This window comes from Myxococcales bacterium (assembly GCA_022184915.1).
Lineage (GTDB): Bacteria > Myxococcota_A > Polyangia > Fen-1088 > Fen-1088 > JAGTJU01.
Window position 1 is genome coordinate 21,045 of sequence record JAGTJU010000011.1, and the last position, 20,210, is coordinate 41,254.

General features: G+C 66.2%; 17 protein-coding genes. 6 read left to right on the top strand and 11 right to left on the bottom strand.

Annotation, left to right across the window (positions count from 1 at the left end; translation table 11 throughout):
• Position 1: 1 nt before the first annotated feature.
• Positions 2-886 carry a diadenylate cyclase gene (locus KA712_25450; GenBank protein ID MCG5056306.1) on the bottom strand — a complete coding sequence of 295 codons (885 nt, stop codon included), beginning with the start codon at positions 884-886 and terminating at the stop codon, positions 2-4.
• Positions 887-942: 56 nt separating this feature from the next.
• Here KA712_25450 and KA712_25455 point away from each other — a divergent pair, with 56 nt between their 5' ends.
• Both KA712_25455 and KA712_25460 read left to right on the top strand, forming a co-directional pair.
• Positions 943-2,322, top strand: a complete 1,380-nt coding sequence (locus tag KA712_25455; protein ID MCG5056307.1) for a DEAD/DEAH box helicase family protein — start codon at positions 943-945, stop codon at positions 2,320-2,322.
• Complete coding sequence (locus tag KA712_25460; protein MCG5056308.1) at positions 2,309-3,553, top strand: DUF790 family protein; 1,245 nt, start codon at positions 2,309-2,311, stop codon at positions 3,551-3,553. Before KA712_25455 ends, KA712_25460 begins: the two co-directional genes overlap by 14 nt.
• Here KA712_25460 and KA712_25465 read toward each other — a convergent pair.
• The gene (locus KA712_25465; protein ID MCG5056309.1) at positions 3,548-5,926 is read right to left on the bottom strand and encodes a serine protein kinase PrkA; all 2,379 of its coding nucleotides are present in this window, start codon (positions 5,924-5,926) and stop codon (positions 3,548-3,550) included. The two genes, KA712_25460 and KA712_25465, sit on opposite strands and share 6 nt — an antisense overlap.
• Here KA712_25465 and KA712_25470 point away from each other — a divergent pair.
• Together KA712_25470 and KA712_25475 are read left to right on the top strand one after the other, a co-directional pair.
• Positions 5,925-6,656, top strand: coding sequence for an ABC transporter substrate-binding protein (locus tag KA712_25470; protein MCG5056310.1), 732 nt, complete (start codon positions 5,925-5,927; stop codon positions 6,654-6,656). The genes KA712_25465 and KA712_25470 overlap by 2 nt on opposite strands.
• 14 nt (positions 6,657-6,670) lie before the next feature.
• Positions 6,671-8,095: a hypothetical protein gene (locus KA712_25475; protein ID MCG5056311.1), complete on the top strand. Its 1,425-nt coding sequence runs from the start codon at positions 6,671-6,673 to the stop codon at positions 8,093-8,095.
• A gap of 70 nt (positions 8,096-8,165) precedes the next feature.
• On the opposite strand, the gene KA712_25480 is transcribed toward KA712_25475, so the two are convergent.
• Positions 8,166-8,309: a hypothetical protein gene (locus KA712_25480; protein ID MCG5056312.1), complete on the bottom strand. Its 144-nt coding sequence runs from the start codon at positions 8,307-8,309 to the stop codon at positions 8,166-8,168.
• A 10-nt stretch (positions 8,310-8,319) separates the two neighbouring features.
• Here KA712_25480 and KA712_25485 point away from each other — a divergent pair, with 10 nt between their 5' ends.
• Positions 8,320-9,093 (top strand): hypothetical protein, encoded by a 774-nt coding sequence (locus tag KA712_25485; GenBank protein ID MCG5056313.1) that lies wholly within the window; start codon positions 8,320-8,322, stop codon positions 9,091-9,093.
• Between the two features lies 1 nt (position 9,094).
• Here KA712_25485 and KA712_25490 read toward each other — a convergent pair whose 3' ends face one another.
• The 6 genes from KA712_25490 to KA712_25515 all read right to left on the bottom strand — a co-directional run bounded on the left by KA712_25490 (position 9,095) and on the right by KA712_25515 (position 13,887).
• Entirely contained in the window at positions 9,095-10,030 is a 936-nt protein-coding gene (locus KA712_25490) for a DUF1080 domain-containing protein (GenBank protein MCG5056314.1), read from the bottom strand.
• A gap of 56 nt (positions 10,031-10,086) precedes the next feature.
• Positions 10,087-10,443 carry a hypothetical protein gene (locus tag KA712_25495; protein ID MCG5056315.1) on the bottom strand — a complete coding sequence of 119 codons (357 nt, stop codon included), beginning with the start codon at positions 10,441-10,443 and terminating at the stop codon, positions 10,087-10,089.
• 89 nt (positions 10,444-10,532) lie between these two features.
• Complete coding sequence (locus KA712_25500; protein ID MCG5056316.1) at positions 10,533-11,528, bottom strand: hypothetical protein; 996 nt, start codon at positions 11,526-11,528, stop codon at positions 10,533-10,535.
• Between the two features lie 10 nt (positions 11,529-11,538).
• On the bottom strand, positions 11,539-12,438 hold the full coding sequence (locus KA712_25505; GenBank protein MCG5056317.1) for a prephenate dehydrogenase/arogenate dehydrogenase family protein: 900 nt from the start codon (positions 12,436-12,438) through the stop codon (positions 11,539-11,541).
• Between the two features lie 64 nt (positions 12,439-12,502).
• Complete coding sequence (locus KA712_25510) at positions 12,503-13,264, bottom strand: hypothetical protein (protein ID MCG5056318.1); 762 nt, start codon at positions 13,262-13,264, stop codon at positions 12,503-12,505.
• The gene (locus KA712_25515; GenBank protein MCG5056319.1) at positions 13,261-13,887 is read right to left on the bottom strand and encodes a hypothetical protein; all 627 of its coding nucleotides are present in this window, start codon (positions 13,885-13,887) and stop codon (positions 13,261-13,263) included. Before KA712_25515 ends, KA712_25510 begins: the two co-directional genes overlap by 4 nt.
• A gap of 422 nt (positions 13,888-14,309) precedes the next feature.
• On the opposite strand from KA712_25515, the gene KA712_25520 reads away from it, so the two are divergent.
• Positions 14,310-16,238 (top strand): FHA domain-containing protein, encoded by a 1,929-nt coding sequence (locus KA712_25520; GenBank protein MCG5056320.1) that lies wholly within the window; start codon positions 14,310-14,312, stop codon positions 16,236-16,238.
• A gap of 1,024 nt (positions 16,239-17,262) precedes the next feature.
• On the opposite strand, the gene KA712_25525 is transcribed toward KA712_25520, so the two are convergent.
• On the bottom strand, positions 17,263-18,834 hold the full coding sequence (locus KA712_25525; protein MCG5056321.1) for a hypothetical protein: 1,572 nt from the start codon (positions 18,832-18,834) through the stop codon (positions 17,263-17,265).
• Positions 18,831-19,967 carry a carboxypeptidase-like regulatory domain-containing protein gene (locus KA712_25530; GenBank protein ID MCG5056322.1) on the bottom strand — a complete coding sequence of 379 codons (1,137 nt, stop codon included), beginning with the start codon at positions 19,965-19,967 and terminating at the stop codon, positions 18,831-18,833. The genes KA712_25525 and KA712_25530 overlap by 4 nt, the downstream gene beginning before the upstream one ends.
• Positions 19,968-20,210: the final 243 nt, after the last annotated feature.

Genomic DNA, 20,210 nt, shown 5'->3' on the forward strand with positions numbered 1-20,210 from the left:
GTCAGCTTCGTCGTGCGCGCGGCGCCAGCTCCAGAACGGCCCGCCCCTTCTTGAACACCCTCACCACACCCGAGGTTTGCGACACCGCGATGGCGATCGCGTCGGTCTGAGTGGTGATTCCGGCGGCCGCCATGTGCCGCGCCCCGAGCCCCAGTGGCACCTGGACGTCTTTTTCGTCGAAGTTCAAGTACCGTCCGGCGGCCAGCACCACACCATCCTCACGTACGACGAAGGCGCCGTCCAAAACCGCAAACGCCCGGAGGGAGCGCTGGACGTCGGGGTTGAGCAGGTTGCGTTCGTCCTCCGAATAACCTTGGAAGGGGTTGAGCGACATCTGGCGAGAGTTTTCCATGGCGCTGTTCGAGTCTCCCACCACGAAGAGCGCCCCGACGGGACGTCCCTCCCAGCCCTCGACGCCCGTGGTGACGGCCAAGTCGATCACAGCCTCGAGGACTTCAGGGGCCACCGCTTCGTTTTGCAGAAACGAAAACGCTCCCTCCTCACCTTCTGCGCCCACCGTCACCACGAGAATCGAGTCGGGCAAAGACGTGGGCCTGCGGGAAAGCAGCGCCACCACGGTCTCACCTTCGGCGTAAATCCCGCGCGAAATACCGCTTACGAGCGCGATCTTGAGCTTCTCTGCGCGGCCGAGGTCGTACTTGGGCAACGCGATCACAGGAATACCCTGAGACTGCACCACCTGGCGCTGTGCCTCGCTCACTACGGCCTGGACCATCTTCTTGCGGGCCTGCGAACGTCCTCGGAAAGGCTCGTCGGGCAGTGGCAAGTCCCCCACGTATAGCAGGTGGTCGAACGGCCTCTTCGTGGCCAGCGCCAAGGCGGCCTTGATGATCTCCAGTTGGGCGGTGGTCGCGCGGCGAGACACGGCGAAACTCCTCGCTTCCGACTTTATCAACTGCGCTATGCTCCGTCGCCCGGAAAATGGAAGATGCACCGACGGTGGACCTCCGCTTTCGAGGCGGCACGCTCGAGCTCAGGCGTTGGACGCGCGAAGACCTCGCGTTGCCCTCGGCCTGGGTCTACGACGAGCGTGCCGCTTGTCATCGTGCGCCCGCCCTCGCCTACGCAGAGACCATCCGCTTTCTGATCGCGAACCGCGTCGCCTACGCGGACGACGCCCGGGCTTACCCCAACCTGGAACGGGCGGCGCGGGTACATCGCGAACCGCGTCCCTACCAGGCGGAAGCTCTACAGGCGTGGACGCGTGCGGGAGGCCGGGGTGTGGTGGTGCTTCCCACGGGCGCTGGAAAGACCCAAGTGGCGCTCATGGCCATCGACGCCAAGGAGCGCAGCACCCTGGTCGTCGCGCCCACGTTGGACCTGGTTCGCCAGTGGCACGACCAGCTCGAAAACGTCTTCGGGGGGCCGATCGGGGTGATTGGCGGTGGCAGCTATGACGTGCAGTCCCTGACGGTCACGACGTACGATTCGGCCTATCTACACATGGAGCACCTGGGTGCCCGCTTCGGGCTGTTGGTGTTCGACGAATGTCACCACCTGCCGGGCACGTCGTATGCTTTGGCGGCGCGCCTGTCCCTGGCGCCTTTTCGGCTGGGTCTCACCGCCACACCCGAGCGGACCGACGGGCGCGATGCCGACCTGGTGGCCCTCGTGGGTTCCACCGTGTACCGCAAAGACATCGTCGAGCTGTCTGGGCAGTACCTGGCTGACTACGACACCGTTCGCATCACGGTCGACCTGGAGCCAGACGAGCGAAGTGCCTACGAAGAAGCCCGCTCGGAGTATGTCGGGTTCGTCCGCGCCCAGGGCATCTCGATGGCGACTCCCGATGGATGGACGCAATTCATCATCCGCGCGGCACGCTCCGAAGAAGGTCGACGCGCCTTGTCCGCCTACCGCAGACAGCGAGACCTTGCCTTCACGGCGCCTGCCAAACTTGCCTATCTCGAGCGGCTCCTGCACGAGCACCGCCAGGACCGCGTTTTGGTGTTCACCCAGGACAACGCCACCTGCTACAAGGTGGCCCGAACCTTTTTGGTGCCCGCCATCACCCATCACACCAAGGTGAAGGAGCGAAGCCATCTGTTGGCAGCGTTCGCCACGGGCCACTACGGAGTGCTCGTGACCTCAAAGGTGCTCAACGAGGGCGTAGACATTCCCGAGGCCAACGTGGCCGTCGTGCTCTCGGGGAGCGGTTCGGTGCGCGAGCACGTGCAGCGCCTCGGGCGGGTGCTGCGAAAGTCGGCGGGCAAGCGAGCCCTGCTCTACGAAGTGGTCACGGGAGGTACCTCCGAGGCGCGCACCAGTGAACGCAGGAGGGATCACGTTGCTTACCGTTGAGCACGTTCACACGCGCCGACGCGGCGACGAGCTTACCGTGGTCAAGCTCGAGGGGGCGAGGCGCACGCGGGCGTTCGACATGGCGGCAACCTATGCCGACTTGGCGCGTGCACACCTGGGTCAAGACCAGCAAACCTTCTCCTTCGCGTGCAAGGCCGTGACCGCAGGATTTGGTGCCGCGGACCGAAGGCTCGCCGACGGCCTCTTGAAGTTGGTGCTCGACCGGTGCGTGTTCGAGGAGGAAACGCAGCTCGACGCCGCTGCGGTGCGCGCCTTGGTGTTCGGCCGTGCGGCCGCGGCCCGACGGGACGCTACCCTTGCCCCCTTCGATCGCACGGGCGTCCTGCAAGGTGCGGCCGAGGCGCTGGGCCACGAGGTGGAGGTCATCGAATCCGCCCTTTTTGGAGACCTGCCTTCTGCCCACGTGCTGCGGCAGGTTCTGGTGCCCGCGCCCGAGCGGCTCTTGCAACTTTACGACCTTGCCCAAGTCCAGGCGGTACTCCTGCGCGCAACGCACGTCGAGGTGTCCATCACGGACGCGGCACCAACTGCTTACCGCACCTTGTTTCGAACCCTCAAGTTCCATCAGCTCTTGTTCTCGATCACGCCTTTGCCAAAAGGGGGGTACCGGTTGGGCGTCGATGGTCCCTACTCCATGTTCGACGCAGTCACGCGCTACGGGCTCAAGTTGGCGGTTGCACTGCCTGCCATTTTGGCGTGTGGCCACAGCCGGCTCGTGGCCACCGTGCTGTGGGGGCGAGAACGCCGGGCTCTGACCTTCCGCACGGAGTCTGCTTCGACTCTCGACTCAGAAGGAGAGCCCCCGCCTCTTCCCGAACCTATCCAAGCGCTGATTGATCGCTGGCCGTCACTACAGAGCCCCTGGCACGTGCAGCCAAGCGCCCATGTGCTCGACATGCCCGGCGTGGGACTGTGTGTGCCAGACCTCGTCTTTCAGCACAGGGGAACGGGTCAACAGGTGTTCTTCGAGATGCTTGGGTTCTGGAGCCGGGACGCGGTGTGGAAGCGGGTCGAGCTCGCCGCGTCTGGCTTGCCCTTCAACGTCGTGTTTGGGGTCAGTAAGCACCTGCGCGTCCGGGAGGACGTGCTGGGAGACGACGTGCCCGCTGCGCTTTATGTCTTCGCCAAGCTACCGAGCGCCCGGCAGCTGCTCAGTCGCATTGAGGCGGTCGCAGCGCGCGTGCCCACCTCGTCCGCCACTGGCTCATGAACTGCCGTAGCGCTTGCGCACGAGCATGACGATGGCGTCTTTCGCGCAGGTCTCGCAATACCCAAAGCGGGATGTGAGCGTACTCAAGGTGGTGCGGCAAACGCCCAGGGTCTCGCGATCCAGTCCCGATTCACCGTCCGTGAGGAACTGAAGAAGGCTTTCGTTGATCTTTCGGATCTTGCGTTTGTTGTCACTGAAGAAGGCCTCCCGCAGTCGTTCGATGTGACGGGGAAAGATCGATTCGAGGTCGGGCTTGCGGTTGGGGTGGTCCACCGACCATGCGCCGATGCGCGAGATGACGTCGCGCCGGAACTCGTCTCGTTTGCTTCCCGTGCCCACGTCGAGCAGCCGTTCGATCTCGGCCATGAAGTCTTCGTTTGCCGGTTCTTCCTTGCGGGTCATCGGGTTGTCTACCTTTTCGCCCTTGAGCCAAGCCGAGACCTGCGAAACGTAGCGGCTGAACTGGTCCAGGTATCGACCTTCGTCCACGAGGCCCATCGACACGCGCACCTCGTGATCGATGCGATCCATGAGCTTGTCACGAACCTGGAAAACGAACTTCCGGTGTTCGTGGTATCCGCCTGACACGGGCTCCTGTTTGAGGAACTCGTAGACCGACACCGCCTTGACGAGCTCCTCGAGTTCGTCGAGAACTCCAAAGGGAGAGAGGCATCCGTACCGGGGGCTCTGCCCTGCGTTCATGATCATCAGCTTCATCTCCCGGGGCGAGGCTCCTGAGCGGCCCTCGTAGTTCGGATAGCCATCCGACTCCTTGGCCACCTTTTCCCGTTCTGAGCGCAGATCGCGAAGCTGATCGGAGGTGTAGCCCTCAGGCAGCTCGTCGCCCGCGTAGAGCAGCGCCTTGTCCATGGGCGACAGGCGTCCCACGAGATCGGCGGTGTTCTTGGCGTACTTTTCGATCATGGGCTTGCGCATGCGCGTGAGGACCGCCCACAGCGCGGCCACCCAGGCGACGTGGGGGGCGACGTGGCCGCTGCCACCGCTCATGACGGATTGGATGTGCGCCTCGTAGATTTGCTGCTCGACCTTGTAGTCGAGTAGGTAGGGCGCCCGCACCAGCTCCATGCGTCCCTTGAAGGACTGAAACTCGGGGATCTCCTTGAACGCTGCCAGGTAGCCCTCGTTCGACGAGGCCAAAAAGACGGTGTCGACCTGCAAGGTGACGGCATCAAGTGAAACCTGTCCGTCTTCCACGGTGCCAAGCAGGTACTTGAAGGCATCGAGCGGCCGCTTGAGCAAGTCTGCGTACTCCACCAGGCCCCGGTTGGCGTCGACGAGTTCGCCCTGGTACTCGTATAGCGGAAGCGCGCTGATGGCAGGTGGCAATCCCGCGAGGTTTTTGCCCACGGTAAGTTGCCGAGCCGAGGCGTCCACGGCCAGCTGCGGCCCCACGGTCGCAACCCCGACCCGGTAACGGCGGGACAGGTAGAAGCGCTCGACCTGGACGTGACGAAGCACCTTCGAGAGGTCCCCGTGGTACGTCACCAGCAGCGCCTCGTACACCTGTCGGTTGCGAGGGCTGAGGTCTCCTTCGAGCAGGATCTCCGCTGGACGAAAGCCATCGGACATGGGCCCCGCCAGCAATTCGTCGAGCAAGGCGCGACGTCGCTCCCGCGGAATCAGGAGGAGCGGATGGTCCTTGAGCTCGTCGACCAGCTTCGACTCCACGAGGTCTTCGTCGAGCGTCGCGTACGAATCGCCCACCGGCGCGGGCTCGGGGCCCCGATCCCCGAACCCTATGCCGCCCTTGACGAGCTTCTGAACGGGGAAAATCCAGTTGAAGCGATAGAGCGCGCCCGCGGGGAGGCTCGCGTAATGTTCCATAGCGCGCTGCACACATGAAATGAACGTAGACTTGGCGCTTCCATTGGGGCCATGCAGCAGAATAAGCCGATTGGTCGTTCCCTCACGGGCAAAGTTCGCCAGCAGGCGGTAAACGGAATTTTGCACCTCTTCCTGCCCCATGAGGTGGTCGCGACCGCCGTCCCAGGGACAGTCGAAGAGGCGGAAGCGCTTTTGGGGACCTCGGGGGCCTGTGACCGTCTCCGTGCCGAAGTGATCGAAGACGTCGCGGACGTACTCGGCGGCGGAGCGGGCCTGTTGTTGGGGGCTTTCGCCGAAAAGGGTCAAATACTCGCCGAACGACATGACGCGGCGATTTTGGGCGTAGGTGTCGCGGGTGTCGGAAGCGAGCGTCCCAAGCCAATTTCTGGCATCGAAGGTATCGACCATGAATTGTTTGCCGATGTAAGGGTGGATGCCGACGAGAACATCGGCAGGTTGACCGTTTACGCCACTGGCCTTTGCATAACTTCCCCGAGGGCCACGTCCAAAGTATAGAGGTAACGACATGAAAGCTCACTTTTCCCTGATCGCGCTGCTGTCCGTCTCGCTGGGTTCCGGCTCCGCTGTGGCTGCGAGCGCAAAGGCAAAGAGGTCCGCGAAAGTCACCACGGCCGTGGTGCGAGCCCCCGCGGAAGAGCCCAGCTCACCCGTCGTTCCGGCTCCTCCGAACTCTCACCCCATGGAGGATCTCAGGAAGTCCCACGTCAAGCTGCAGAAGCTTCTTGGCAAAACGAGCCCTTCCTGGTCGCCGGAAAGCGACGCGAAGTCGCAGGAAATTCGCCAGCTCGTCAACAGCTTCCTCGACTTTCAGGAGCTGGCCACTCGGGCTCTGTCGAAGCACTGGGACGCCCTTCCGCCGACCAAGCGTGGGGAGTTTGTAACCACCCTGCGAGAGTTGGTGGAACGCAACTACATCGACCAGATGAGCGGCGGTAAGGCCAGTTACAAGCTGACCTGGGGCGGTGAAGAGCTCGAGCCTACCGAGGCGAAGGTGACCGCCACGTTGAACACCACGGCACGGGGCAAACCCATCGAGATGTCCCTCGAGTACCGGATGGTACACAAGCAGCGGGGCTGGGTGGTCTACGACGTCGTGACAGACGAGCAGAGCCTGCTTGAGACCTACCGGTCCGAGTTCAACAAGGTCATCAAGAAAGAATCCTTCGACGCGCTCCTCGAGAAGCTCAAGCAGAAGCTGGCCGAAAAGCGTGAGATCGCGGCAGCGAAGACGAAGTGATCTATCTTCGGGCCGTGACGACCGCCCGCGAGGCCGCGCATGGAGTTCCCCTGGGTCGAAAGATCCGGGGGATTTGTTTTTTGTCGTTGGCGATGGGGGCCTTTGCCCTCGCGGGCTGCTCCGACGAGTGCTGCACCTTCGACGGGGAGCCGATCGCCCTACGAGCGACTCCGGACGGCGCGTTGTGGTTCCGGGTGCGGGCCGAGGGAAGGCAAGGCTACGTTCTCATCGATACCGCGACGCCCGTGAACTTGTGGCAAAGCCGCTCGGGGCGCACCGAGGCGCTGGCACCGCGGTCTTTCGAGGTCCTCTCCGCGGTGAACGAGGTACCTGTTCTCCGGGCTGTGTTTCGTGACGTCTGGTTCGTGGGGGTGCCCTTGGCCGCCCCCCCCACGCTCGATGGGCCTGTGTTCGGGGTCTTGGGGGGCGAATTTTGGCGAAGCTTCTCGCCCGTCCTCGATGCCAACGAGGACATGCAAGTCCCTACCCTCAGCATGGCCTTGCGCCAGCCCGCCGGCACGGGCTTTCTGGACACCTCGCGGTACGCGGTCCTTGAAATGGACCCGCTAGGAGGTGGACAGCTCGATGTCGAGGGAGAGCCCGACTTCCTCGGTTTGCGCGGGCCCCACCAGTTTCCAGGGTCGCAGCTCGTGGTGCGCGCCTGTGCTTCGCCAGCGCCCTTCACCCCCACGGACACGGCTCTACCTACCTGCTGCCAAGGTGACGAGCGGAGGCTGGCCACCGGTGTGAATTTGGCCTTGGCCGTCAGCACGGGGCTTGGCCCCTTGGTGTTGTCTCGCTCAGCTTGGGAGCGCGTCGCCACGGCCACAGGGGGCCCGCCGGCGAGCCCCGCCGGGCCCGCGATCGACGTGTTTCATCCGGCTCTGGCCGCTCCCCTGTCCGGCTTCGGCGCCAGCTTGCCGCGCCTGGCGCTCGTGAATCTGGAAAGCTCCGTAGGCCAGGACCCCGGCGCGTGTGTCGAGCTGGGGCGTGCACGGCGCACCGAGCTCGTGTCCATGAGCCAGGCCCAGAGCTCATCCCTTGCGCATTGTGCGGAGCCCTGCGACCAAGACCCACGCAGCCCGGGAACGGCCCTGTCGAGCGCTGCGTACGCGGAGCTTTCAGGGGACATTCCCGTGGTCGTGGTCGACGATTCCGTGGCCCTGTTGCAAGCCCTTCGGGCCGAAATCCGGCCGGAAGGGCCTGAGCTCGATGGGCTGATCGGCGCCGCGGCCCTCAAGTCTTTACGCATTGAGCTCGATTATCGTCCCAGGCCCGCTCGCCTGATCCTGTCCTGCCAGCCGAGTGCGTCACAAACATGCCGCGCCGTCGGACGCTGTCCCCGCCTTCCCAACGAAGACTCGACCCGGGTCTGTTTCGACTTGACCCGGCATCGGCTTCCCGAGACCTGCGACAATCGCGGCGACGCCTGCGATTGAACGTCGGTACGCGCGCCCTCGTGATGGCGTTGTTGGCGTGGGTCGTCTTGGGCGGCGGCGTAGCTCCAGCTCACGGGCAGCCGCCGGAGAGCCCCTCGACGGAGGCCGGGGCTCTAGACACCAAAAAAGCCCGGCGTCGCGCGAAGCGGAGCCCCGCCAGGCCGTCACCGCCTCCCAGCGCCGCCCCCCCGGAGAAGGCCCCGGAGCCAGCCAAGAAGGCACCCGTGAGTGCTTCCGTTTCCGACACGTCGATTTTCGAGGGCACACCTGCCCTCGCGGGCGATCTTTTGCCCGAGCTCTCCGACAGCACGCCTCCTTCCAAGATCGCGATTACCTCGTTCGTCGTCGAAGGCGACGAGGCCCCGGCGGCGCTTCGGTACCAGCTGCAGGACGGTTTCGTGTTGGGCCTGGTGCGGGCGGGCGTGAGGGTGATCGACCCCGAAGACCTCAAGAGCCGACTCGACGACGAGCCAGAGCTACTCGGCTGCGACAGCTCTCCCTGTCTCAAGCAGCTGGGACAGCTCGTGGGCGTCCGCCACGTGGTGCGTGTGGTGGTCGTCGTGACAGGCAATAGCTACCGCATGACGGCCCGGGTGTTTCGAACCACCGGCGCGGCTCCGGCAGCGCTTCCTGTCGAAACGCAGTCCCGCTTCTGCGACGTATGCACCGTGACGGAAGCCCGTGAGGCCATGCTCAGGTTGGCGGACGGCGTGCGCGTGCCGGACGAGCCCCGCCTGCTCGATCCCGATCGTCCTCTGCCTCCCCTGCAAGCCCCTTGGTCGAAACGGGTCGGCCTTTCGGCCTTGGTTGCCGGGGTGGCCTCGATTGCGCTCGGCACGGTGATCTTGTCGGCCTCGGGAGGCTCGGACAAGGGCCTCCACGCGCTGGGCGGCGCCTTCATGGGCGCCGGGGCGCTGGGCTCCGTCTCGGGCTTGTACCTTTACGGGGAAGCCCTCCGCCGCCGTCCTGTCCTGGGCCCGACACCTTCCGCACCCTGAGTCAGCGAGCGCTACCTCGCACGCGAAAACGAGCGGGCATGTCTTCGAGCGGGCGTAAGGCCACGCGGCGCACGAACAATTCGGCCCCTTCCGACAACAGTTGCAGCGCGCCGGATGTAACAGGGGTTTCCTCCGCGGCGTCGGTCCGCCGCGCACGCGCCAACGACAGCGTGAGAGCGCCGTTGGTGAGGAAAGCCACTTCGCTGCCCACCACGAGCGCCTCGGACACGTTCCAGTCACCAAAGGTGCGTTCGTAGTCCGAGCTCTTCACGACGCGCGGATCGGATTCGGGCAGAGGCAACGTCTCGGGCGGGTGTCCTCCCGCGTAAACGTAGAGTGGGGTGCCCATGAACCTCTCGCGGCGAGAAGGCACGTCGACCTTGAGGCCTCGTCCCACCCAGAGGTCCCCGCAGGAGCCTTCCTGAAGATCGAGTTCGAGGCCGCTGGCCCAAGGCTTCTGCGGCCCGAACGGGGTCAGGTCGAGCTGAGAGTGGACCACGAGCCCGCTCGAGCGGCGCAGGTGGATCCGAGGTGCCCACTTGGCTTCGCCCCAGCGCCATTCCACGCGGAGCCGATAGTTTTGGTACACGGCCTCGGAGACGAGGGCGCCGAAGCGCTCGCCAGAGATGCGCAAGAGGGTGCGGGGGCTGCCCTTGCGCGGGGTGTCCTCGACCACCGAAAACACCTGCGGGTCTTCGGTTCCGCCTCGGCCCGGGCTGGCGGGCGGTTCGGCGGGGGCCAAGCGGGGTTGCCAACCTGAAAAGTCTTGGCCGTTCCAAAGCTCCGTCCACGTCCCCTCCGTCTCCCCGCGCGGGGCCCGTGCGGGCGTGGCGCTTCGCTTGGAACGGCCGGCGTGGGCCGGGAGCTGCAAGGGCGGCGCAAGGGCGGCGCCCAGGGTCGAGGTGCAGGCGAGCTGAAGCAGGCGTCTTCGGTTCATGGGACGTGAGTCTGGGTGTCGACGGTGAGCGAAAGAGGCTTCTTCACGTGCCCGGTTCAAGCGTCGAGGCGGAACTTTCGACCGAGCTGCGGATCGCGCTGGCGGGGAACGGCGGGGCCCAGACCACCCGGCTTTGGTACGGGTCCCGCAGGTGTGGCGGCAGGCTCTTCGGGCGTCGAGGCCGGAACCGGGGCCTTCGGCGCGGCGGCCTTCTTGAGGGGGGCGGGCGTGGGGACGGCAGCTGCGGGCTCGTAGGGCTTGAAGATCGGCTTTGCCCTGACGCACACATCCGACGCACACTTTTGGAACTCGAGACAATCCGCGTCGACCTTGCAGGTCCCGTCGTACCGCTTGCGCGATTTACACCCGGGCACGAGCAGCAGTGCCAAGAGGCACATCCAGACCCAACGCATGACCACCAAATTATATACCCGCTCTTGGTAACGGTCACCTTTTGTGGCCATTTCCCAGAGCGGGGCGATGTAGGCTGTGGCGCTCAGCCTTACTCCCCTGACCGCGCCCCCGCGGCGTCTTGCTGAGTCTGCCGGCGCTGCTGCAAGAAAGTGAGGATCTGGGCAAAACGCCGCTCGAGCGTTTGCCATGCGTCCGTGCCGATCTCGAGCCCCACGTGGGCCTTCGTACCTGTCACGTCGTAGCGGAGGGCCTCGAGGACTCCGGAGACGCCCAGGACCTTGAGTTGGGGACGCATGGCGAGGGCCTCGGTACGCTGGGCCAACGCGAAGACCACGGCTCTCGCATCGGCCTCCGTGGCGGCTTGCCCCACGGCCACCACGTGGAGGTCGTCTCGCCCGCCCGCCCGGAGCGCAAACCACGTGAGCTTCGCGGCCTCCGGGAACACGGACGCGAAGCGTGTCTGCATCTGCGGCGTGACCTCGACGAGCAACTCCAAAGCGACGGGGATGCCTGCAGGCCACGCACGGGTAAGCGCCTGGTTCGATGCGCGGTACCAGGGGGCGGACACGAAGGAGGTGCCAAGCCCTTCGGCTACATCGACGGCACGTTCCACGGCCGCCCGCGGTCCCAGAGCCACCCTGCCGGCCTGAATCAGGGAAAGGCTTCGTTGCGAATCGCCCCAGAGGGGACGCTCGCGGTAGGCAGGCAGATCGCGTCCGGCGGCGATCTCCGATCGCGCGAGCGCGTCCTCGCCGAATCGGCCCTGGTAAATCCCCAGGTTCTCCTCGCCCCAGGCGTCCACGGCCACCAGTACGGCGTGATCCACATCTTCGCTTTCGACGAACCCCTGGCGCTGGCGCAGCTCGCTCGCTGAGGTGCCCGCAGCGAGGGCCTCTTTCCAGGTAGTCCGCAACCGGGCGTAGTCGATGTAGAGCACCGACACCGCCCCTGTCGGCACGGCCTTCATCAAGGGATGCGTGGGAGGCACCGGCACCCGGTCATCCTCCCGGGGGGGCCGGGGGGGCGACGCACAGGCCGAAGCGAAAAGTCCCGCAGCCAGCAGAGCCCGAAGTCGGGAACACATGGGGAGGGTCTCAGCTCCGCCGAGCGCCGTCGTCCACCAAGGTGCGGCGTGCCGCGCGGGCCACTCCCAAAAGCTCGGCGAGTGCCACCGCGTCCTCACGCTCGAGGGCGTCTCGCAGCAGGCCGAGGCTGGTGGAAAGTGCGTCCACGAGAGGCATGAGGTGGGGTTTGTTGGCGAGAAAGATATCCCGCCACACCGCGGGGGAAGACGCTGCGATCCTAGTCGTGTCCCGCAGGCTCGTGGGGCTCGCTCCTGCGGGCATCGCCTGCACGAGCGCCTCCGCTTGAGGCGCGAGGGCGTGCGCGAGCGCAAAGGCTGCGACGTGAGGCAGGTGGCTCGCCGCAGCCATGAACGCATCATGCGAGCGGGCCTCTGCCCGGACGGGCTTTGCGCCCACCGCCTCCCAGAGCGCGAAGGCTCGCTCGACGTCTGCGGGGCGGGCGCCATCGGTGCAAACCAGGCAAGGCTTCGCGGCGTACAGATCGCCCGTCGCGGCCGCAACGCCGGTCGCCTCGAGCCCGGCCAGCGGATGGCATCCCACGAAGCCCACCTCGGGGGGAAGTGCGCCCTTGACGTCTGCGATCACCCGGCTCTTGACGCTCCCAATGTCGATGACGAGACAGTCCGGACGGAGTGCGGATGCCATCTGGCGCGCCAGAGCGCCCAAGCTGCCCACCGGGGCCGCCAGGATCACGAGATGCGCATCGGCGACCGCCGCTTCGGGGCTCGCGGCCATGCGATCGACGACCCCCTTTGCCATGGCCGGAAGACCGGCGGCAGGATCGAGATCGTAGCCCACCACGTGTTTCACGCAGCCAGCCTGGCGCGCGGCAAGCGCCAGTGAGCCCCCCATGTAGCCCACGCCCAACAGCGCGCCGGTCTCGAAGGTTGGGTGCGAGGTCGGTCCCATGCGGCACAGAGTAGCAGCCCGTGACGGAAGCATCCGACAGCTGGGAGGCTCCTCGAACGCCCGCTCACGGGGCGGGCGGACGCCGTGGCCCCGGAGGCTGCGAGTCTGGCTCGGGATAGGTGGCGGGCCGAGGGTCGGGACGCGCAGGGCGGGAGCCGCTCTCCCAGGTCAGGGGATCGAGGTGAAACTGCACGAACGCCATCCCCAGGAAGTGAGTTCCGTGGGAGTTCTCCGCCTCGTTCACGTTCTGGTTGGCGGCGGCCCCCCCGGGGAAGAAAAAATGGTAACCGGGAGAGGCCTCGAGGCCCACGACGAACAGTTTGTTCAGGTGGTAGTCGAGTGCCACCACCCCGTTCCAGACGAAGCCCTTGTCGGAGACCTGGTCGTTATCGAGCGGTGGCCGGACGTCCCTGTGCAGACCCAGGGCGACGCCCCCGTTCACCCCGAGCCGCAGGAAGGTGGACGGCTCGGGATGGCTGTCGAGCGCGAAGTCACCGTCGAGTCCCAGGAGGAACTGAAAAAGTGTGCTTCCTCCTGGCCCCGAGACACCCGCCTCGTCCTGCGAGCGTTGGTCGAAGATACGGGTCCCGCTGACGACGAAATCGATGAAAAGCACCTCGGCGCCAAGCTCGAACCCCATCGAAGGGCCCTGCGCGAGGTCGAAGTAATCAGAGGCGTTGGCGGCGAGGCTGTTCGATCCCTGGCCCGTGACCCAGCCGCCTTTCATCGAGGCGTAAAGGTCGAGCAGCTTTGCTTCGGCCCGAGGCGCGTCGCGAGCCACCAGGGCCAAGGCTCCGAGCACCGCCAAACCGAGTCGTTTATTCATATCGTCTCCCCGAGGAGGGCCTCGACCCTTCTTGGGTCGAAACCGATCAACAAACGTCCGCGAACCTCGAGGATCGGCACCCTGTCGGCATCTACCCCGAGGGCTGCGGCCTTTCGCCGCAACTCATCGGCAGCTGCGAGATCTTTCTCGACGTCCTTGTCGACGAACGGAATGTCGTGGGAAAGGAAGTACTGCCGCGCGCTTCGACAAGCTCCACACCAGCTCGTCCCGTAGAGCGTGACGTCAGGCCTACGATCGCCTCCCGGCTTGGCTCGGGCGATGGCCTGGTCCGTGGGCTCGGCTGCGGGTCTTTCTGCCAAGCGGGACGAGTCGCCCGGGGGCAAGCGAGCCAACGCTTGAGTCTCGAAGACCTCTCGCGCTACTCGTCGAGCGGGCGCGCGTCCCGCGTCCATCACCTGTGCCAGGTTCACCACCCACACACCCGTCGCGGATGGCGAGCCTTCCGAGGGTTTCGGCTCGAGGGCGCGTACCACGCCTCGTGACTCCGCGGGGACGTCGCTCGCTTGGTCCGTCGTAGCGAAGGTGCCTTCGGACGTGGCGTATACGAACAGCCACCCGCCGCCCGACTCCACGTAGACCGGCTCCGGCGGAAGAGGCACCACGGGCGGGGTCGAGGGCGCTTCTCGTCTGCACGCGAGCAGGAATAGACAGAGAAGGCAAGCTGCCAGCCTCGAACGGGAGAGGGCTGGCCGTGCGCCAGGGATGTGCTTTGCGGAGGAGCGGGTGGGTCTGGTCATGCGGGGGCCTTGGTGACGCGTCGAACACGGGTCTTCGGGAGGGTTCGCTTTGGACACGACTTGTCGTTTGGGCGTCTCGAAGGGTATTTTGCCTCCCGTGAACCCCGAGAGGCACGAACTCCATTCCCGACCCGACACCACGAGCCGCGTGGTGCTCGTCGGGATGCTGCTGTTGGCGGCGGTGGGCATAGTAACAGTCTTCGGCGAAGGCTTGTGGTCGCTCGCCAAGGGTGACCTATCCGTCCAAAATCCTTGACCGTTTTGGACCCTCGGCTTAGCGTGGCACCATGGTGATTCTCAGCCTGACCGAAAAAGGCGGTGAGACGAAGCAGCTGCAGTTCGACAAAGCCGAAGTAGGGGTCGGACGGGTGCAGGGCAACGACATCGTTTTGCCCAAGGGCAACGTCTCGAAACGCCACTGCCGGATCGTCCTGCAGGACGGCCGTTTCTCCATCGAAGACCTCAAAAGCACCAACGGCACGTACGTGAACGGCCGCAAGGTCGCTGAAGTGACCGAGGTTTTCGGCGGCGACAAGATCTACATCGGCGACTTCGTCATTCGCATCGAGAACGCGCCCACCGCCGAGGCGGCGAATCTCGGCACCGAAGCGGGCTCGCTGAGCACCGCTCTGGGAAACCGCCGCCCTCCTCCGCCCCCACCCGGGCGCCCCACGAGTTCCTTGCCGACGCAGAGTGAAGAGGGGAGCCGCCCTCCTCTGCCGCCCCCGCCTCCCGGGCGCCGCGACACCATGGTGCCTCAGCAGTCGGCAGAAGCGCCTGTGTTTGCGCCGCTTGCACCGGCGCCGGCTGTTGTCTCCCCCCCCACCGTGCTCGATCTCGACGACAGCGAGCCGTTGGCCACGGCGCCGCCCCGCGCCCCTACGCCGCCGCCGGCTCCTTCTCCCCCCGTGCAGCCCTCGTTCGGGGCGCCTGCGTTGCAGGCTCCCTTCGGGGCGCCTGCGTTGCAGGCTCCCTTCGCGGCGCCTGCGTTGCAGCCCCCGGTGCTCCAGCCCCCGGTGCTCCAGCCTGTCTCGGCCCCCCCCGCGAAGGCCCAGGCCCCCGCTTCTCAATCCCCCATCCAACCGCCGGCTCCGGTGGCCGCACCTCCGGTGTATGCGGAGGCTCCCGAAGGCGACGACGATCTTCGTGAGCGGGCGTTGAGCGACGCCATCACCGCCACGAAAAAGCGCGGGGCCGTTGCTCCCAACAGGTTCGATAACCCCGCCAACCCTGCCGCGTGGATTTCGCAGGTCCTGTCGGATGCCTCCGTGGCTGGCGTTTACGTCATGGGCCCCGAGGCGGTCGAGCTCGAACGCAACGGAAAGCGTGAGGCCGTGTCGCTCGGACAGGCCGAGTCCAAAGCCCTGGCGCTGACGATCCGGACCTTGGCAGAGCGGGCCGGCGTCTCCGTCGAGCCGGGTGTGGTGGACGTTGCCGTGGAAGGCGGCGCACGCCTCGTAGCCATCTTCCCGCCCTACGCACGCAGTGTCTGTGCCAGCCTCACCCGCGGCGTCATGACCGAGACCGACCTTGGGTCTCTCCAGAGCGCGGGCTGCATGTCGGCCGATGTGAAAAGTGTTTTGCAGGCGGCTCTTGCCTCGAGGTGCAACATCCTCGTATCGGGCGATCGCTTGCCGGCTCTTTCCCTCCTGCGCGCCCTCGCCCGTGAGCTTGACCCGCACAGCACGGTGATCAGCGTGGGCGAACTGGTGGCGAGCAACGATCCAGAGAAGCCCTGGGTGACTTTGGCAACCGAGCCTCGCAATCCGGACCTCATTCACGCCGTTGCGCATCTGCACCCTGAGTACGTCTTCGCGGACGTGTCGGCCGCAGCCGTTGCCGCTGACATCCTCCACGAGTGCACGTTCGGGCAGCAGGGCGCGGTGGTACTCGCGCCCGGCCGCTCGGCACGAGATGCGCTTGCCCGGCTCGAGGCTGGCACTGGCTCCTCCTTTCGTGCAGCCTCTGCCACGAAATTGATCGCCACGGCCTTCGACCTCGTCGTGCACTGTGTGCCTCTTCAATCCGGGTGGCGGATATCCACTCTGGCAGAGCCGACGGTGACTCAGGACGGGCGCATCGACGCCACCGAGCTCATCGCCTTCGAGCCGAAGGGCACTGGGGGAGCCTATAAGTCGGGCAGCACCAGCAGCCGCCTGGCGATGACCCTGGAAGCACGGGGCAAGCCCGTTCCGAACGACGTCTTGCGACGCTGAACACGCGTGGCTTCAAGCTTCTTCGACGACTTCCGGCAGGCCTTGTCCCGTGGCGCCGAGGGGCTCATTCGGGTGGGGGAACCAGCAAGCTCCGAGGCGCTGGAGGCGCTCGAGGCGCAGCTTCCTCACCCGCTTCCACCGCTTCTCCGAACATTTCTTCAATCCTGGGATGGTGCGGATCTCTTTCACGAGAGCGTGTGCATCCACGGCACGGGCAATGCGTTCGGAGGGCTTGCAGACGCCAACCTGAGTGAGCGGCCAGCCGGACTCGCATCAGGAGACTTTGTCTTCGGAACGACCTCAGCTGGTGAATGCCTGGTCATCGACCCCAGCGGGCGCGTCGCCCGCTTGCGCGCTTTCGATGAGGAGCGCTCGAGGTGGGAGGAACGCTGGGATGCGGGGACCACGTTCGAGACATGGCTGGCCACGACCGTGACCCGAGAGCTACCTCTCTACGATTCCGAAGGCGAATTCATCTTGGAGGCCTTCGACGACGATGGCATGTCCCTGACGCCCGCGTTCGCCCTCAAGCTGGCCCGCAGGGTCGCAAAGAAAGATGCTGGGGCTGCTGAGCCCCACCATGAGCTGGGTCTGGCTCAGCGACGCATGGGGCGTGCCAAAGAGGCTGCCCAGTCGTTCGCGCTGGCGGCCGCGCGCGATCCGCGAAACCCGTGGATCTGGTTCGACCTCGGCCGGGCCCACCTCATGGCCGACGCGTGGCTGTCGGCTGCCGAGGCATTCGGCCAGGCTGCTGCCTTCGTCGACGATGACGACGCTGCACGCTTTTTCGCCTGGCGGGCCTTTGCCTTCAAGTCTGCAGGTCCCGAGCACGAAGCAGAACGCCAGCAAGCCTGTGTGAGGGCCCATTCCCTCTCCGAGGGCATCGTACAAGAGCTCACGAAGGCCGCAGCCGAAGCCGTGAAGGCCGACGATACGGATGCCTACGCCGCCGTGGCTCCTCTGCTCGACGCGTTTTCCCCGGCCACGTCGGCCAAGCGCCTGCCCACCGCGAAGGCGCTGGCCCCTACGGTGCCGAGTGCTCCCCCACCCCCACGAAGGCCCCCGCCGCGTCCTGGCCGCGCACCGAAACCGCCACCCGCTTCACGCCCGGCGGCAAAACGAGCGACAAAGCGACCTGCGAAGGCCGCGCAGGCGGTGCGTTCTCAGCGATCTGGGTCGGGCCCGTCGCCTGGTTCTCGGTCGAAGACGAAGACGCCTCGGCGCTGAACGGAACGGGGGCGGCGATCTTGCGCCGAATCCCCGCAGCGTCCTCCGCGTACATCAGGAGCTCGCCCCGCGCCGGTCCCGAGAAGCCTAAAAGGGTGACCTCGGCGCGCCCGCCGGCCCCCTCGTGCTCGACCTTGATGGCGACCTGCACACGTATGAGCTGGTTGAAGAGCCCACTCACGTAGCTGCCCACGACCGGCAGCCACGCTTCGGCCGTATCCAGGTAGACAGCCTCGTCCAGGGAGAAGAGCACCTGCCCCGGGACGCGCTCGTAGGCCAGCTGGCGCAGCCCGTTCGAGACAAGGTACTGCTTGCCCGTTCGGCGCAACTGGAGCCGGTCAACCCGGGGCTGCGGATAGGTGAGCGAGCCGTTCGCGGCGACCTTGACATCCAGGGGCGTGGTGTTGGCGTCCACGGCCACGTTCTCGGGGACGGTGCCCGCCGAGAAGAACCGCCGCTGGGTTTCGTCCGCGAGCCCTCGGCCATCGGGGGCCGTGAAAAAGGCGCTCAACGTGGGGCGCTCGACAGGAGCCGCGGCTGACGGCACTCCGGCCCGCCCGTAGCGTGCGGCCACGAAGGCCTCGAAATCCGAGCCGCGATCCCAGGAGCCTGCTCCGCCCCCGCGTCTCAGGTAGGCCCCGCGGAAGTCGTTGCGGACGTGGGCAGGTTCACCCATGTCGGCGAGGACGGCGCCCAGGGCTCCCAGAGACAGCAGCGCCTCGACCAAGGCCGCGCGGCGGGCCTCGGGGGTTTCGCCGGAGGCCGTGCGCTCGAGGAACGTCAGAAAACGAGGCAAGCCGAGCTCGTTGTCCTCTGCCAGTGCCCAGCTCAGAGCGGGACGCCCCGTAAGGTCGAAAGTGGTTCCGGTCGCAAGTCCTCGAACCCCGCCTCGACCATCGAGCGCCAGTCGTAGGCTGTGGGCCATGCCCGTAAGGCCCGGGTCGTCGTGAAGTCCCCGCCCCGACAGTGGGTCGAGGAAGTGATGGCGTCCCCGTTCCGGAGGGGTGTTTTCGATCACGGCCCCCGCCGCAAGCCAGTTCAGCGCCAGGTTCGTGCCCTGGCTATCGGGGGTGTTGCCCGCGCTGGGATCCAGGGCCGCAAGGCGTTGCCAAAGCCAGGTCAGCCGCTCGGGCTCGAGTCCTGCCGCCGCCGCGGCGCTGGGCTTGGGGAGCGCCAGTGGCTCGAACAAACCCAAGGCCAGGCCCAAAGGCCCCGTGAGCTTGTCGTGAAGGCGCGAGGCCAACGCCGCTTTTTCGACGAGGCCGGGTTGAGTGGTGGCTGGTGCCCAGGCCTTGGCCACCGTGGGGTGAGCGACGGCGAACGCAAGGGTGCCGAGACCGAGCCGAATCGAGAGGTGACGACGGGTCATGGCGCACGCTCCGGCGTTGACGGGGTTTCGGGAGGAGTGAGAGCTCCGGACGAAGGAGGCTTTGGCTCAGCCTCCGGGGGCTTCGACGCACCGGGAATGGGTGAAGTCTGTGAGCGAGGGGCCTCGAAGGGGTTGCCAACACCTTGGTCCCCGCCGCTGGCATCGCCGGGCGACGGGAGGCGACCGAGCCGCTCTCGTACCAGGCGCGCCAGTTGCGAGACCTTGGCCGCGTCGTCACACTGCCCGAGTCCACAGGTGACGGAGACGACGAATCCGGGGTCCCGCACGAGGAAGACCACGGCGCGCACCTCTTCGGCGCGCACGCGCACGGAGGCATCACCAAGCTCGCCCCGCGCTTCGGCTTCGGGTAACTCGGACACGAGCTGCCGGTACTGGGCCTCGGCGGCCACTTCCCCTAGCCGCCAGAGGCGCACGGCCACGTCGTCTCGCTCCGATTCAGTCTCGGCGCGAAAGTGCAAGCTGTCGTAGAACTCGCTGCGGGGGAGGTCGGGGAGCCTTCCCACGGTGAGTAGCCCCTCGAATGTGCTGATGGCCCGAAGCTCGGCTTCCGTCAGCAGGGGGGAGGCGTCGAGCAGACCGGTGGGTGTGGGTTCGATCTCGGGCGCACCGGGTACCGGCGTTCGCAGTTCGAGTGCCGCCGGCTGACGCTCCCAGGCCGCCGCCTCTCGCACCGCGGGGCTTCCGCCCATGAAGACGACGTGTCGCGCGTGAGAAAGCTCGTCCCTCCAGCGCATCAAGCGAACCTGGTTGCGGTTCTGGCTGAAGTCCTTGCGTGCCTCGCCGCTTGGAAACAGGTGGTCACTGCGCCAAACCACGTAGCCGCGCTTGTAGATGACCAAGGTGAACCGGGCGACGCGCGCCGAGGCCCCCTCGGGTAGCCGAGGCAACGAGGGCAACTCGTATCGACCGTCCGGGTTGGTCACCGTTTCGAGGGTGTAGCCCCCCGCTGGACCCACGAGCCCCACGCCTCCCTCGAACGCCCACGAGGCCGAGACCACAGCTTCGGGCAGAGGGCGTTCGGTTTCGGCGTCCAGCACCAAGCCATCGAAGGGGCCCAACAGATCGCCGGGATCGAGCGTCTCGGGGCGCGCGGTAAAGGGCGCTCTTGGCACGATCGGACCGCAGGCGGCCCAGCAAAGTGCCGCGCATGCACCGATGACCCACATCTGGGGGGGCAACCCACCCGTTCGGCCCCGTGCGGTAGCGGGCCGGACGGCCAGAGGCGCGACGGGGTCTCCCGACCCGAACGCCTTGTCGCTCACCTACCCTCGCAACGCGAGGGGTTTCGAGCGAAAATGCGGGAAGTTGTGCGAATGGACATGTTTGACGCCTGTGCCGAGGCCCTGTTAAATGCT

Coding starts and splice junctions, on each gene's coding strand:
- KA712_25455 (MCG5056307.1), top strand. CDS start 943: ATGGAAGATGCACCGACGGTGGACCTCCGCTTTCGAGGCGGCACGCTC.
- KA712_25470 (MCG5056310.1), top strand. CDS start 5,925: ATGAAAGCTCACTTTTCCCTGATCGCGCTGCTGTCCGTCTCGCTGGGT.
- KA712_25465 (MCG5056309.1), bottom strand. CDS start 5,926: ATGTCGTTACCTCTATACTTTGGACGTGGCCCTCGGGGAAGTTATGCA.
- KA712_25490 (MCG5056314.1), bottom strand. CDS start 10,030: ATGAACCGAAGACGCCTGCTTCAGCTCGCCTGCACCTCGACCCTGGGC.
- KA712_25495 (MCG5056315.1), bottom strand. CDS start 10,443: ATGCGTTGGGTCTGGATGTGCCTCTTGGCACTGCTGCTCGTGCCCGGG.
- KA712_25500 (MCG5056316.1), bottom strand. CDS start 11,528: ATGTGTTCCCGACTTCGGGCTCTGCTGGCTGCGGGACTTTTCGCTTCG.
- KA712_25505 (MCG5056317.1), bottom strand. CDS start 12,438: ATGGGACCGACCTCGCACCCAACCTTCGAGACCGGCGCGCTGTTGGGC.
- KA712_25510 (MCG5056318.1), bottom strand. CDS start 13,264: ATGAATAAACGACTCGGTTTGGCGGTGCTCGGAGCCTTGGCCCTGGTG.
- KA712_25520 (MCG5056320.1), top strand. CDS start 14,310: ATGGTGATTCTCAGCCTGACCGAAAAAGGCGGTGAGACGAAGCAGCTG.
- KA712_25525 (MCG5056321.1), bottom strand. CDS start 18,834: ATGACCCGTCGTCACCTCTCGATTCGGCTCGGTCTCGGCACCCTTGCG.